This is a genomic window from Streptosporangium sp. NPDC023825, from assembly GCF_040639575.1.
Lineage (GTDB): Bacteria > Actinomycetota > Actinomycetes > Streptosporangiales > Streptosporangiaceae > Streptosporangium.
Map to the genome: position 1 here is coordinate 23764 of NZ_JBFAAE010000011.1, position 13419 is coordinate 37182.

A 13419-nucleotide genomic window follows, 5' to 3' on the forward strand; every position below is an offset into this window, starting at 1 on the left:
CGATGGCCGGCCCGCTGGTATCGGTGATCGTGCCCAACTACAACTACGCCGGCTCGCTGGAGCTCTGCCTGCGCGCCCTGCAGGAGCAGACGTACCGGCCGATCGAGCTGATCATGGTGGACGACGGCAGCACCGACGACTCCGTCGCGGTCGCGGAGCGGCTCGGTGTCCGGGTCGTCCACACCGAGCGCAACATGGGGGTGGCCGGCGCGCGCAACCTCGGCACCACCCACGCCCGTGGCGAGATCCTGGTGTTCGTCGACTCCGACGTGGCCGCCTACCCCGACTCCGTCGAGGTGGCGGTGGGCATGCTCGCGGCCGACCCGCGGCTCGGGGCGGTGTGCAGCATCCACGACCCGGAGCCGCTGATCCGCGACAGTCTCGTCGAGGAGTACCGGGCGCTGCAGTACTACTACTGGACGGCCAGTTCCGAGGGGCCCATCTCGTTCCTCTTCCCGGCGATGGTCGCTATGCCCCGACACGTGTTCGACGAGGTCGGGGAGTTCAACACCCGGCTGCGCGAGACCGAGGAGGTCGACTACGGCCATCGCCTCACCCAGCGGTACGACATGGTGCTCACCTCGGCGGTGCGCTCCCGGCACGACCACGACGACGAGCTGTTCAAGTTGCTGCGCAAGCTGTTCAAGCGGGGGCGCGCCCGGGTGCCGCTGTACGCGCGGCGCAAGCGCTTCGCCCGCGGGTTCGAGACCTCGAACCGGGCCGGCGGCAGCCTCGCCGCGCTGGCGGCGGTGGCCACGCTGCCGGCGCTGGTGTTCGGCCCGGCCGGCGCCGCGCTGCCGGCCCTCGCCCTGGCCGTGTCGATCCTGGCGGACCTCGGCATGTACCGGTTCGTGCTGCGGCGACGCGGCCCGCTGTTCCTGCTCTACTACGGTACGGTGCATTTCGTGGTGAACGTGACCATCGCGGCCGGGGTGGCGGCCGGGGTCGTGCAGTGGTTCTTCTCCGCCAGGTTCCGCCGGCTCTACGATTCCGACCTGCTCGTGCGGCCCTCGGCCGCGGGGGAGGCGGCGACGTGACGGCTCGTCCATGCCCGCCCGCGCCACGCGCGCGTTCCGGACCCGGCCGCGGGGGAGGCGGCGACGTGATCTCGTCCGCGAAGCCTGCGACGTCCGCGCCACGCCCACGTCCCGGATCCGGCCGCCGCCGATGACCGATACGCGGGTGGTGACAGCGGCCGCCGGGCCCAGGCCGGTCCGGCGGGCGCACTGGCGGACCTGGCCCCTGCTGTCCGCGCCGGTCGCCTGGCTGGTGTTCGTGGTGCTTCATCGCGTGCTGTCCGGCCGGGTGTGGTGGTGGCAGGCTCCGGAGCTGGTCCCGCCGCTCGCCTTCGCGGTCCTCCCGGTCCTGCTGCTCGCGGTGGCCCTGCCCGCGCGCACGGCCCGTGGGTGGATCGCGGCGGTGACGCTCGCCTCCCTGGTTCTCGGCGGTGGCCTGAGCGGGCTCAATCCCGCCGCCCTGTGGCACCGTCCCCCGCCCGCCCCGCCGGGCGCGATCACGGTTTTCTCCTGGAACACGTTGTACTGGGACATGGTGACGGGCGGGGAGACGATGCCACCGCCCACCGGCACGCCGGCGCGTGACGTCGACGACTTCTACCGGTACCTGCACGACCAGAAGGCGGACGTGTACCTCCTGCAGGAGTACATCTACTTCGGCCCGGACTCGAAGGCGATCCGGGTGGACGACCTGGCCAGGCTGCGCCGGGAGTTTCCCGGCTACCACGTCGCCGCGGCGAGCGAGATGGTGACGGTCTCCCGGTTCCCGATCGTCCTGGAGCGGGGGCTCGACCTCCGCCCGTGGGTGTCGGAGAAACGCGACGCGGTCCTGCCCCCCGACCCGGGCCTGCCTGGTTTCTCGGCGGTGAAGACGCTGCGCACGGACGTACGCGTCGGCGGGGAGAGCGGGAACGGCGGGAACGGCGGGAAGATCGTCTCGTTCTACAACACGCACATCAACTCCCCCGTCCACGCGTTCCCGCCGGGCCCGGACCCCCGCCGCCTCAACCGGACCCAGCACGAGCGGCGGCAGGCCAACCTCCGCGCGCTCGCGGCCGACGTGGAGAGGAATCCGCACCCGGTCGTGCTGGCCGGAGATTTCAACGCCTCACCGGCGATGGGCATCCTGCGCCTGCTGCCGGACCGGCTGGTCGACGCCACCCCGGTGCTCGAATCGCTCTACCCCACCTCCTGGGACGACCGATGGCCGCTGTGGCGGATCGACTGGGCGTTCACCACGCCGGACGTCACCGTGCACCGGTACGGGCTGGTGCGGTCGGGGGGCCTTTCCGACCACAGCGGGCAACGCCTGGTCATCTCGACGAGCGGGTGATCCGGCGAGCAGGGAGGGACTCCGGGGGCTCCTCCGGGAGAGCGGTCAGGGCCTGGACAGCACCCGGTCGGACACGTGGGCCGCGGGGCGGATCCAGCTCGGCGGCTGCCCGAGTGGCACCCAGCCGGCGACGGCGTGGTGGGCGCCGGCCAGGACCACTCCCTCGGCCGCCCAGACCGGCAGGTCGTGGTCGCCGCGCAGGATCTCCTGGTGCAGCGCGCGCAGCTCCGGCCCCGGCTCGATGCCCAGGTGGTCGGCCAGATACCCGCGCAGGCGCGCGTACTGGGCCACCGCCTCCGCGGTGCGTCCCAGGGCGCAGAGCGCGCGCATCAGCATGCTCGCGAGCGGCTCCACGAGCGGGTAGCGGGGAACGAGAGGGGTGAGTTCGGTGACCACCGCGTCGGGCCGTCCCAGCCGCAGGTGCGCCTGCGCCCAGGTGACGACGGCACCGACGAACTGCTGCTCGATGCTGTAGCGCATCCGGGAGGCCCAGTCTCCGGAGATGCCGGTCAGCGGCGAGCCGCGCCACAGTTCCATCGCCTCGGCCAGCAGCGCGGCCCGGGCGGGGTCGTCGCCGGCACGGGTCTGCGCCTGTTTCGCCAGACGGTGGAACCGGTGGGCGTCCACCCGGTCGGGATCGGCCTCCAGGACGTAGCCGCCGCCGCCGCGCTCGATGGCGACCGCGGTTCCCGCCAGTGCCTGCCGCAGGCGTGCGATGTGGGCGTACAGCGAATCCGTCGCCCGGTCCGGCGGAAGATTCCAGACCCGGTCGATCAACGTCTGAAGTGGCACGGGATGGTTGACGTCGACCGCGAGGGCGGCCAGCACCGCGCGTCGTTGCGGTGGCCCCAGGGGAACGCGCCGGCCGTCGACGGTCACCTCGACCGGGCCCAGTATGCGGACTTCCATGCTTTCCTTCCGTGTGGCTCTCACAACGGGACCGGCTGGTGGGCGAGCACGAGCGTCACACCCAGGGTGGCGGCCCACAACATCGAGTTGGCGACCATGCCCCGGTCCCGCAGCAGGATCCGGACCGGGTCACCACCGCCTTCGTCCATCAGCTGGATCTGCAGGTAGCGGAAGAGGGCGAAGAGCGCGAAGGGCGTGGACAGCAGCATCGCCGTCTGGCCGTACTGGGGGCCGAACGGGCCCTCGTCGCGCAGGTACATGAGGCCGGAGACGAGGGCGAGCACGGAGGCGATCTGCAGCAGCCAGTTGGTCAGCTCCATCGAGTAGCCGTGGAGCGCCGGCCGGTGCGCGGCGCCGGTCTTCAACTCCTGGCGCCGCTTGCCGATGAGCAGCAGCAGGGACATCGAGAACACCGCGACCAGCAGCCAGGTGGCCGCCCGCCCCCCGGCCACCTCGTATCCCTGGACGACCCGGAGGACGAAGCAGACGGCCACCGTGCCCACGTCGACGAGCGGGATGTGTTTGAGACGGCGGCTGTACGCGATGTTGATCAGGAGGTACGCCACGATGGGCCAGTACGGCCCCGGGGTGAGGGCGATGACGGCACTGAGCAGCACGAGCAGGCAGGCGCAGTAGGCGTACGCGACCCTGATCCCCACGCGACCGGCGGCGACGGGACGGTGACGCTTGACGGGGTGGTGCACGTCGCGGTGCCGGTCGGCGATGTCGTTGCCGACGTAGACGGCGGAGGAGGCCAGGATGAACGCGACCGTGGCCAGGACGACCTCGACCACGGTGGCGAGGTTCCACAGGGAGGTGTCGATGAGCGCGAGCGGTACGAGGAGGATCGCCTTGGCCGCGTGCGAGGGCCGGATCAGTCTGAAGAGGTCCGTGACCAGGCGTGGCCGGGCCTCCGCTTTCTGCTCCGGGGCCGGTCCCCTGGGCCGCGGGAGTTCTGGAATGTCTGCCGATTCGACGACGTACATGCTTTCCTCGTCATTTCAGAAGAAGACTTTCGCCAGCGACAGCGCGCCCTGCCGCCACGCGTCGCGGCTGGTCTGGCCGGCACCCCGCGGTGAGCCGGCGGTGCGATGCTCCCGCCACCAGGCGTACGTGCGGAGGATCGCGTCCCGGTTGGACAGCCGGGGCCGGAAGCCGAGCCGGTCCCTGGCCTTTTCGATGCTGACGTAGGAGTCGGCGAGCAGCTTGTGCACCAGCCGCCCGTACACCGGGGACAGCCGGGTCCGCTCCAGCAGCCGGAGTCCGGCCAGGGCCGGCCGGACGGGCAGTGACACGACGCGCCTGCCGTGGCCGGCCGTGTCGAGCACCGCCTGGAAGTCCTCCCGCAGCGTGCCGAACTCCGCGGCCGCGAGGTTGTAGGTGTCGTTCGCGACGTCCGCCGGTGCCGTCAGGACGCCGGCCACGGCGTCCACCAGGTCCTCTATGGCGAGCATCTGGATGCGTACGTCTCCGCGGCCGAGGACCGGGAAGTTCCGGCCCTCCTCGGCCCACTCGAAGAGCATCGCGAACAGGCCCATCCGGCCGGGACCGAGGAAGGTCTTGGGGCGCAGGATCGGCACGCACATCCCGCCGGCCCGGTACTTGTCGGCCAGTTCCTCCGCCTCGGTCTTGGCCCTGGTGTAGGGGTCGACCGGCTCGCGCGGATGCTCCTCCGGGGTGGGCACCAGCTTCGGGAGCCCGTACACGGCGGTGGAGGAGATGTGGACCGTCCGCTCCACCCCGGCCCGGCGCGCGGCCTCCAGCACGCTGTGGGTGCCCCCGACGATCAGGCTCTGGATCTGCTCCGCCGGATAGCTCGGCAGCGCGCCGGCGCAGTGCACGACGGCGTCCGCCCCGGCCATCGCCTCGGACATCAGCGCGACGTCGCGCACGTCGCCGACCCGGTGGTTCCATCCCGGGTCGGGATCGGACGGCGGGCGCAGGTCCACGCCGACCACCTCGTGGCCGTCGAGCACGAGCCGCCGCACCAGGTTGCCGCCGAGCATCCCGGCGCTGCCGGTCACTACGACCCGAGAGGCCACCGCGATCCCACCTTCTCCCGTACGAACCGGGCGAGCAGCCGCGGCAGGCCCTTGGACAGGGTCTTGTCGAGGCTCTGCACGAAGTACTCGACGTCGTCGGGTTCGATGGCGAGGGTCGGCGCGACGACGAGGGGGTTCTCGACGTTCGGGCTGTAGTACGACACGATGTCGTGCTCGCTGTAGAGGTCGGCGATCACCGAGAGGGTGATCAGCTTGGTCCGGAAGTGCGGGTCGCCGGAGAAGCCGGGCACCAGCTTTCCCGCCAGGTCGAGCACCTTGGGGCCGCCGGTCAGGAACACCCCCCACAGCGCCCCGGTGCCGGTCACCTGGCCGACGACGTCCGGGTAGCGCTTCTGGATGTTCTCCAGGCCGGGCTTCAGGATGCGCTCGATCTGCCGCGCCCGCGCGGGAAAGTCCTCCTCGACGATCACGTTGATCGCCTCGATCGCGGTGACGGTCTCCTCGCCGAACCCGTAGTAGGTCGTGCTGTGCAGGATGACGTCGGAGAGCCGGTCGTAGGCCTTGCGGAAGATGGGCTCCCGCGCGGTGTACCCGGCAATGGACGCCTTGCCGCCGCCCAGCGACTTCGAGTAGACGAGGATGTCGGGCAGCAGGTCCGGATAGCGCATGAAGTAGAAGAGGCTGCCGGTCTTGCCCCAGCCGGTGTACACCTCGTCGAAGATCATGATGATGTCGTGCTCGTCGCAGAGCCGTCGCAGCTCGCGCAGGTCCGTCTCCGACCAGGAGCGCATGCTCGACGCGCTGAACGGCTCGACCATGATCGCGTAAACGTCGCACCTGCCGTCGGGGGTGCGCGCGGCGTCGACCGCCGCCCGCACGGCCGCGAGGTCGCCGTACGGGTGGACGACGATCCCCGGGAGCCCGGGGAAGCGGAACGAGTTCTCCGACGAGCCGGTCAGGCTTCCGGCCCCCAGGGTCTTGCCGTGGAAGCTGATGTCGGATCGCAGGATGGTGTTGCGCCGTCCGCCGTGATACTTGTACGCCATCTTGATGGCGCCCTCGTTGGCCTCGGCACCCGAGTTCGGGAAGTAGGAGATGTTCAGGTCGCCGGGCAGCAGCGTGGCCACGTTGTGGCTCAGCGCGGCCACGTACGGGGAGAAGAACGCCTTGTGGACCTCCATGCGCCCGGCGTCGGCGAAACGACGCCGGGCCGCCAGGATGCGCGGGTGGTTGTGGCCGTGGTTGAGGACGCCGACCCCTCCGGTGACGTCGAGGATCCGGCGGCCGTCACGGGTCCAGATCCAGGCGCCCTCGGCTCGCTCGGCGAGCTCGCGACCGAAGCCGAACGAGGTCATGAGGTTGACCTGGCTGCGGCTGACGTACTTCCCGTACAGGTTCTGGACCTGTTTCACGGTAAGGTTTTCACACTCATCGATGCCGATTAGCTCCGACACGTTCGCCCTTTCCTGGCGTTTTTCCGCATTTTGCAGCTGCTGGCGTCACAGGTGAGTTCGGTCCGAGGATGGCAATCGTCGCGAGGTGGGCGCCCGTCGGGCTCCTGCGGCAGCGCCGCCGCTGTCACCGGTCAGCCCCTGGGTCTTCCTGCGCAAGGTGCCGGCCTTCTCTCCGCGGTATGAGAAGACGAGAGACATCTCGCTAATGGTGTTAAATATGGCTATACCTCGCACCATACAAATCTGTATAGGTCGGCGCCGTGGCGCGATGAACCGCGAGCGGGAAAGGGTGGCGCGAAGCGCTGACTCGGGATTTCTTCTTTCGAAGATCCCGTGGCCGTCCCGGTCACATGTGGCGATGATTTCGGGCATGCCGGATTCCGCGATTACGGCGGGCATGAGAATTTTTCCAGCGTGTAAATTACCGGGATTACGACCGATGAGCCTGAAGATTATTTTCAGCGTGTAAGGTTTCCCGCCGGTTCCGATCACTCATTTCTCGTCGCCGCCGATCGGGTGGAGCGCTCCCATGCGGCGAAGGGCGATTTCCGGCGCGGCCCAGCGCGCCCCGGTGCGGCCCGGTGCGGCGACCTCGCCTTCGCGACCCGCCGGACGCTCGGCCGCCGGACCGGCGGCTCTCCGAGGGGCCCCGGTGTTTCTAGCCGCCCCAGCCGTACGACGGCCGGTACCGGACGACGCCGCGGGCGATCGGGAGGCCGGTGGCGTCTCCCGCCGTGCCGGGCACCTGGCGCGCGGTGGAGAGCAGGTCGGCCATCTTGGCGTTGAGCCATCGGGGATCGGCCGTGCACCCCTCGGGCGGCATGCCGAAGCGGCCGAGGGCCAGGCGGCCGAACTTGGCGTCCCGCCTGGTTCGCCGGTTGCACACGTCACCGAGAGTGCAGGCGGTGAGGAGGGAGCTGTGAAGCGCCCGCCGTACGGCCTGTACCTGCTCCTCCTCGGTCTCCTCCTGCCGGGTCCGTTCGCGGGCGAACAGGCAGAGCAGGTCGTGCATGCGGTACCGGTCCACGTCGCGGACCTCGAGGAGTTGGACGTCCGCGAGATGATCAAGGAGATCCGCGGTCTGTTCCTCCGAGCGGTCGGCCAGCGCCGCGGCGACCGCGACGCTGATGTCGGATCCGCCGAGCAGGCTCAGCAGCCGGAACATGCGGGAGTGCTCGGCCTCCAGGCTGCGGTAACTCACCATGAAGCAGGCCCGGACCGCGCGGTCGTCGGCCTGCAGCTCGGACAGGCGGTGATCCTCGACCGCGAGCCGGGCGGCGAGGACCCGCAGCGACAGGCCCGGCCGGGCGATCAGCCGGGCGGCGGCGATCCTGATCGCCAGCGGCAGGCCGCCGCAGAGCCGTACGATCGCGCGGGCCGCCCGAGGGTCGGTGGCGACGCGCTCCTCGCCGATCAGGCGGCTGAGCAGGGTGGTCGTCTCGTCCTCGGCCATGACGTCGAGGCGGAGATGCGTGACGGCGTCCAGAGAGGTCAGCATCCTGCGGGCGGTGATCAGCACGCAGCAGGCAGGGCTCGCGGGCAGCAACGGCCGTACCTGCGCGGCGTCCCGGGCGTTGTCGAACAGGAACAGCAGGCGTTTGCCGTCGGTCAGCGAGCGGAACCGCGCGGCGGCCTCGTCCACCTCGGCCGGCACGGCCGCGTCGTCGCCGCCGAGGGAACGTAACAGGCGGGCGAGGACCTCGGCCGGGTGCAGCGGCTTGACGTTGGGGGTGGAGCCGTGCAGGTTCACGTAGAGCTGCCCGTCGGGGAACCGGCCCGCGATCTGGTGGGCGACGTGCACGGCGAACGCCGACTTGCCGATCCCGGCCGCTCCGGCGACCGCGGAGACGGCGATCCGGTCCGGGCCCGCGGAGACCAGTGCCGTCCGCAGCCGTGAGATCTCGGCGGCACGCCCGGTGAAGGCGGCCGAGTCGATCGGGAGCTCGGCCGGGGCGAAGGCCCTGCGGGCGATGACCGACGGTGACGGCGCCGCCAGTACGGAGTCGTCGACGAGGATCTGCTGGTGCATGCGGATCAGGTCCGGGCCGGGATCGACGCCCAGCTCCGCGGCGAGCGTCTCCCGAGCGCGCTGGTACACCGCGAGCGCGTCGGCCCGGCGGCCGGAACGGTACAGGGCGAGCATGAGCTGTGCCCGGAGCCGCTCGTTCAGCGGATCCCTGCGCGTCAACGCCTCCAGATCGGCGAGCACCTCGCCGTGCCGGCCCAGCGCCAGACGGGCCTCCAGCGAGGCGTCCACGACGGTCGTTCTCAGCCCCTCCAGCCGCGCCGCCTCGCCCCGCAACGGCTCGGGCAGGGACAGTCCCTCCAGAACCGCCTCCGCGCGCCAGAGGCCCAGGGCCCGGGTGTACCGTTCGAGCGCGACGTCATTTCGCCCTTCGGATAACATCAGACGTCCTTGAGAGACGAGTTCTTCGAACAATCTCACGTCTGTTTCACCGGGAGCGACCCGGAGCACGTAGCCGTTGGAACCCGCCTCGATCCGGGAAGGCGAACCGAGCGCCCGGCGCAGCGCGGAGATATAGGTGTAGAGGTTCGACTCGGCGTTGGCGGGAGCATGTTCACCCCACAACCAGTCGAGCATTCGATGGGTGGGGACCGCCTTACCGGCATTGAGCAGCAGGGCGGCGAGCAGCACCCGCTGTTTGCGCCGTCCAAGGGCGATCGGCTGCCCATTGGCCGTCCGCACCTCGATCGGTCCAAGAATCTTGAAATCCATCGGCATCACTCTTCAGCGCATATCATGCACCAACATGAAACGTACAAATACGCATAAATCCTGTTTTGTATAGCGACTCATGATCGCGGTCCTCAACCTTCGGAGGGTACTCACCTGAAGGGAAGAAAAAGATTACGCGGCCGACGTCCCCGGACGCCCGTACTCCGGTGCGGCGTTCCGCGACGCGTATTGTGATCGGCCCTGCGCGACCACTCCAGCCAGGGGCGTCGCGCGGGACGGGAGGGGCGCGTCACGGCGCGAGCCGTGGACCGGCGGGCCGGTGCCGCCCGCGCGCCCGGCGCGAACATCCACCGTTCCCGGGCTCGCCGGATCCGGCCGGCAGGTCACCCCATGGGCGTTCGGCCGTGCCGCCGGAAGAGTCCGGCGGCCCCGGACGCGAGGCGGCCGCCGGTTTCTCGTGTTCCCGCTTTCTCGTGTCCCGCGCCACCGGACCACCGCGGTCTCCCCGGTGGCGGGCGACGGGGACGGCCGGTCTCCCGGCTCAGCCCTCCGCGCGCTTCTGGCGCTCGTTGTAGGCCCTCATCCGGGGGGGATAACCGGTCAGCTGCACGTCGTAGACCGGCAGGGCCAGGTCACGGGCCACCTTGCGGATCACCGCGGGGGAGCCGACCCGGCGCCGGGTCCACTCACCGTCGTCGGCGACGGCCACCGCCGTGGTGTTCGTCGCGAAGGTCTCGGGCTCGACATAGAACTCGACGCCCCGGCGCGACTTCGCGAAGGCGATGAGCGACTCGACGTCGGCGTCGGTCGTGGCGCGGTCGAACTTGGCGATCTTCGGCCCGCGCAGGCGCCTCAACCCATAGCGATCTCGCCATCTCATATTTCCTTGTATACCTCTCCTGCTCGTTCCATGGCGGAAGGCCAGGGATGGGTCTCAGGGGCTTATGGGGGTTCATCCTGATATACGAGGCCGACAATCTGGACGAGCATTGAGGTCGAAGCGGCGACGAAAGGGTATCGGTCTCATGGCAGGCACAGCGACACCAGCGGGCCCGGGGCACGGGGGAGTGCCGGCGGCAGGCCCTCAGCCCGGTCACGCGGGGCTTCGGGTCAGCAACCAGGATCGTGAGCGGGTGGTCGAGCACGTCCAGGCCGCCTACGCGGAGGGAAGGCTCGACAAGCTCGAGTTCGACGACAGGCTGGAGCGGGCGATGACGGCCCGCGTCCACGGCGACCTCGTCCCCATCATGAACGAGCTGTACGGCACGCATCCGGCCCGGTCCGTGTCCTACCCGCCCGTCAGGGGCCAGGTTCCGGCCGCGTACGGTCATCACGGCCGCCTCGGCGGGCGGGGTGAGACCGGAGGCGAGCGGCTGGGCGCGATGGCGTCCCACCTGCTCCCGCTGGTCGGCCTTCCCGTCATCGGCCCGGCGGTCATGATGCTCACCGCGGGCAGGACCTCGCCCTACGTCCGGGCCCACTCGGTGGAGGCGCTCAACTTCCAGCTGACGATGCTCGCGGCCACCATCGTGCTGGCGATCACGTTCATAGGTTTCGTCCTGACGCCCCTGCTCTGGATCGGCGGCGTGGTCCTGTCCGTGGTCGGAGCCGTGGCCGCGGCGGGTGACGGTGACTTCCGGTACCCCCTCACGCTGCGTCTCGTGAAATGACGACCGGTCTCGTGAAATAACGACCGGTTTCGCGAAATGACGACCAGGCCCGTGAAGGGCCGGGCCCGTGACGGGAACGGGCAGCCGCGGGGCGGGACGTCAGAGCATGAGGGAGCGGACCATGTCGACGGTGTCGGCCTGGTCCGCCGTCTTGTCGGTGCGGTAGCGGATGACCCTGGCGAAGCGCAGCGCCATGCCGCCGGGATAGCGGCTCGACTGCTGCACGCCGTCGAAGGCGATCTCGACGACCGTCTCGGGGCGGACGGTGACCGTCCAGCCGTCGGTGGGGCCCTCGGCGATGCCGAGGAAGTGGTCGGTCTGCCAGGCGAGCAGCTCGTCGGTCAGGCCCTTGAAAGTCTTGCCGAGCATGACGAACCCGCCGGTCAGCGGGTCGCGGGCGCCCAGGTGCAGGTTGGAGAGCCTTCCCTCACGGCGGCCGCTTCCCCATTCGGCGGCCAGGACGACGAGGTCGAGCGTGTGCCGGGGCTTCACCTTGATCCAGCCGGCTCCGCGCCGCCCGGCGGCGTAGGGCGCCAGGAGCGACTTGACCACCACGCCCTCGTGACCGCTCCTGATCACGTCCTTGAAGAACGCCTCGCCGTCCGCGACGTCGCCGGTGACCAGACGGGGGGTCACCAGCTCCGGGGGCACGGCGGCGGCCAGGGCCGCGTGGCGCGCCTCACCCGGCAGGTCGAGCAGGTCGGCGCCGTCGACCCGCAGCGCGTCGAAGAAGAAGACGCTCAGCGGGGTCCTCTCTCTCGCGCGCGGTACGTCGGTGCGGCTGGACACGCGGCCCGAGGTGACCTGGAAGGGTTCGGGGCGGCCGTCGGCGCGCAGCGCGATGACCTCGCCGTCGAGGACCAGGTCGCGGGAGGGCAGGGTGCTCATCGCCTCGACCAGCTCGGGCACCTGCGCGGTGATGTCCTCGAGGGCGCGGGTGAAGACGGTGATCCGGTCGCCCGAGCGGTGCGCCTGGACCCTGACGCCGTCGAGCTTCCACTCGACGGCGACCGGTCCGCCGAGCTTGCCGAACGCGGCCGCCATGGAGGTGGCGCTCTGGGCGAGCATCGGTGACACCGGGCGGCCGACCTCCAGGCGGAAGGCGCGCAGTGCCTCGATCCCGCCGCCGAGGGCGGCGGCGCCGACGGCGGGAAGCCAGCCGCGCAGCGTCAGAGCCCGCCTGACCTCGGCGGCCGGCACCCCGGCCGCCTTCGCCACGGCCTCGACCATCACTCCCTCGAGCGCGCCCTGGCGCAGCTCGCCCCGGAGCAGCCGCGACAGGAAGACCTGCTCCTGGCGGGTGAGGGCGCCGAACAGCTCGGCGACCAGCGTCCTGCGCGCGTTCTGCGAGCCGGGGCCGGCCAGGGCCTTGATCCGGTCGAGGAGGTCGTGGACCCCGCGCAGCGTGGCGGTGGCGGCCAGCCGGGGTTCGGGCGGATCCTGCAGGCTCGTCCAGCCCACGCCGATGTTGCGCTGCGGCAGCTCCCCGGAGAGGTAGGCGATGGCGATCTCCGCCTCGTCCGGCTCGACCCTGCCGAGCAGCTCCGCGAGGTGGGCGGTCTTCGCCAGCCGGGCGGAGCTGGCGGTCACGGCCGCCGAGGTGCGCGCGAGGTCGATCAACAACACAATGGCCAGCTTAAGAGCTACAAGCGGCATTTCGGTGAGGTGAGGGGCTGCTTTTCGGAGTCGTCGCGTTTCCGGGAGGGCGGGCCTTCCCCCGAACCCCCTGAACGTGAGCCGGCCGCCCCGCCAGGGCACGCGGGTGACGGCACCGGACGCCGGTGACGAAGCCGGACACGGGGGACGGCGCCGGACGCGGATGGCGGGAGGATACGGGGGCGGGGACGTGACAGGACGCGTCGGGCGGGCCACCCGTCGCCGGTGAGGCCCGCCCGCGCCGTCTCGTCCCGGGGCGTCAGCTCACGCCGAGCAGGTCCACGACGAAGATGAGCGTCTCGCCCGGCTTGATGCGGTTGCCCGCACCGGCGTTGCCGTAGCCGAGGTGCGGCGGGATGGTGAGGCGGCGGCGGCCGCCGACCTTCATGCCCGCGACACCCTGGTCCCAGCCCGCGATGACCCGGCCCCCGCCCAGCGGGAACTGGAAGGCGTCGCCGCGGTTCCACGACGCGTCGAACTCCTCGCCCGTCGAGAAGGCCACGCCGACGTAGTGCACGGTGACCTGGTGCCCCGCCTCGGCCTCCGGGCCGTCCCCTACGACGATGTCGACGATCTCCAGCTCCGAGGGCGGGGCGCCTTCCGGAAAGTCGATCTCCGGCTTCTCCAGTGCCACGTGGTTCTCCTTGGTCGGATGCGCGCCGGTCGATTTCCGACCGGCC

At 70.7% G+C, this 13419-nt stretch carries 11 protein-coding genes; 3 read left to right on the plus strand and 8 right to left on the minus strand.

Annotated elements, in window-relative coordinates:
- The first annotated feature begins 2 nt into the window (after positions 1–2).
- On the plus strand, positions 3–1037 hold the full coding sequence (locus tag AB0G15_RS12840) for a glycosyltransferase family 2 protein (protein WP_362838227.1): 1035 nt from the start codon (positions 3–5) through the stop codon (positions 1035–1037).
- A 130-nt stretch (positions 1038–1167) separates the two neighbouring features.
- On the plus strand, positions 1168–2349 hold the full coding sequence (locus AB0G15_RS12845; protein WP_362838230.1) for an endonuclease/exonuclease/phosphatase family protein: 1182 nt from the start codon (positions 1168–1170) through the stop codon (positions 2347–2349).
- A gap of 45 nt (positions 2350–2394) precedes the next feature.
- On the opposite strand, the gene AB0G15_RS12850 is transcribed toward AB0G15_RS12845, so the two are convergent.
- From AB0G15_RS12850 to AB0G15_RS12875, 6 genes are all read right to left on the minus strand, one after another.
- Positions 2395–3258 carry a BTAD domain-containing putative transcriptional regulator gene (locus AB0G15_RS12850; protein WP_362838233.1) on the minus strand — a complete coding sequence of 288 codons (864 nt, stop codon included), beginning with the start codon at positions 3256–3258 and terminating at the stop codon, positions 2395–2397.
- Positions 3259–3278: 20 nt separating this feature from the next.
- Positions 3279–4244, minus strand: coding sequence for a UbiA prenyltransferase family protein (locus AB0G15_RS12855; RefSeq protein ID WP_362838236.1), 966 nt, complete (start codon positions 4242–4244; stop codon positions 3279–3281).
- A gap of 15 nt (positions 4245–4259) precedes the next feature.
- Positions 4260–5300: an NAD-dependent epimerase/dehydratase family protein gene (locus AB0G15_RS12860; RefSeq protein ID WP_362838238.1), complete on the minus strand. Its 1041-nt coding sequence runs from the start codon at positions 5298–5300 to the stop codon at positions 4260–4262.
- Positions 5282–6673, minus strand: a complete 1392-nt coding sequence (locus AB0G15_RS12865; RefSeq protein ID WP_362838241.1) for an aminotransferase class III-fold pyridoxal phosphate-dependent enzyme — start codon at positions 6671–6673, stop codon at positions 5282–5284. Before AB0G15_RS12865 ends, AB0G15_RS12860 begins: the two co-directional genes overlap by 19 nt.
- A 700-nt stretch (positions 6674–7373) precedes the next feature.
- Complete coding sequence (locus tag AB0G15_RS12870; RefSeq protein WP_362838244.1) at positions 7374–9452, minus strand: BTAD domain-containing putative transcriptional regulator; 2079 nt, start codon at positions 9450–9452, stop codon at positions 7374–7376.
- A 502-nt stretch (positions 9453–9954) separates the two neighbouring features.
- Positions 9955–10293 (minus strand): hypothetical protein, encoded by a 339-nt coding sequence (locus AB0G15_RS12875; RefSeq protein WP_362682232.1) that lies wholly within the window; start codon positions 10291–10293, stop codon positions 9955–9957.
- A gap of 145 nt (positions 10294–10438) precedes the next feature.
- Between AB0G15_RS12875 and AB0G15_RS12880 the strand changes: the two genes are divergently transcribed.
- The gene (locus AB0G15_RS12880) at positions 10439–11083 is read left to right on the plus strand and encodes a DUF1707 and DUF4870 domain-containing protein (RefSeq protein WP_362838246.1); all 645 of its coding nucleotides are present in this window, start codon (positions 10439–10441) and stop codon (positions 11081–11083) included.
- A 99-nt stretch (positions 11084–11182) separates the two neighbouring features.
- Here AB0G15_RS12880 and AB0G15_RS12885 read toward each other — a convergent pair whose 3' ends face one another.
- Entirely contained in the window at positions 11183–12709 is a 1527-nt protein-coding gene (locus tag AB0G15_RS12885) for an ATP-dependent DNA ligase (RefSeq protein ID WP_362838249.1), read from the minus strand.
- A gap of 289 nt (positions 12710–12998) precedes the next feature.
- The gene (locus AB0G15_RS12890) at positions 12999–13373 is read right to left on the minus strand and encodes an FKBP-type peptidyl-prolyl cis-trans isomerase (protein WP_362682223.1); all 375 of its coding nucleotides are present in this window, start codon (positions 13371–13373) and stop codon (positions 12999–13001) included.
- Positions 13374–13419: the final 46 nt, after the last annotated feature.

Bases quoted from the DNA above. Each gene is read 5' to 3' on its own strand.
- AB0G15_RS12840 (WP_362838227.1), top strand. From the start codon at position 3: ATGGCCGGCCCGCTGGTATCGGTGATCGTGCCCAACTACAACTACGCC.
- AB0G15_RS12845 (WP_362838230.1), top strand. From the start codon at position 1,168: ATGACCGATACGCGGGTGGTGACAGCGGCCGCCGGGCCCAGGCCGGTC.
- AB0G15_RS12850 (WP_362838233.1), bottom strand. From the start codon at position 3,258: ATGGAAGTCCGCATACTGGGCCCGGTCGAGGTGACCGTCGACGGCCGG.
- AB0G15_RS12855 (WP_362838236.1), bottom strand. From the start codon at position 4,244: ATGTACGTCGTCGAATCGGCAGACATTCCAGAACTCCCGCGGCCCAGG.
- AB0G15_RS12870 (WP_362838244.1), bottom strand. From the start codon at position 9,452: ATGGATTTCAAGATTCTTGGACCGATCGAGGTGCGGACGGCCAATGGG.
- AB0G15_RS12875 (WP_362682232.1), bottom strand. From the start codon at position 10,293: ATGAGATGGCGAGATCGCTATGGGTTGAGGCGCCTGCGCGGGCCGAAG.
- AB0G15_RS12880 (WP_362838246.1), top strand. From the start codon at position 10,439: ATGGCAGGCACAGCGACACCAGCGGGCCCGGGGCACGGGGGAGTGCCG.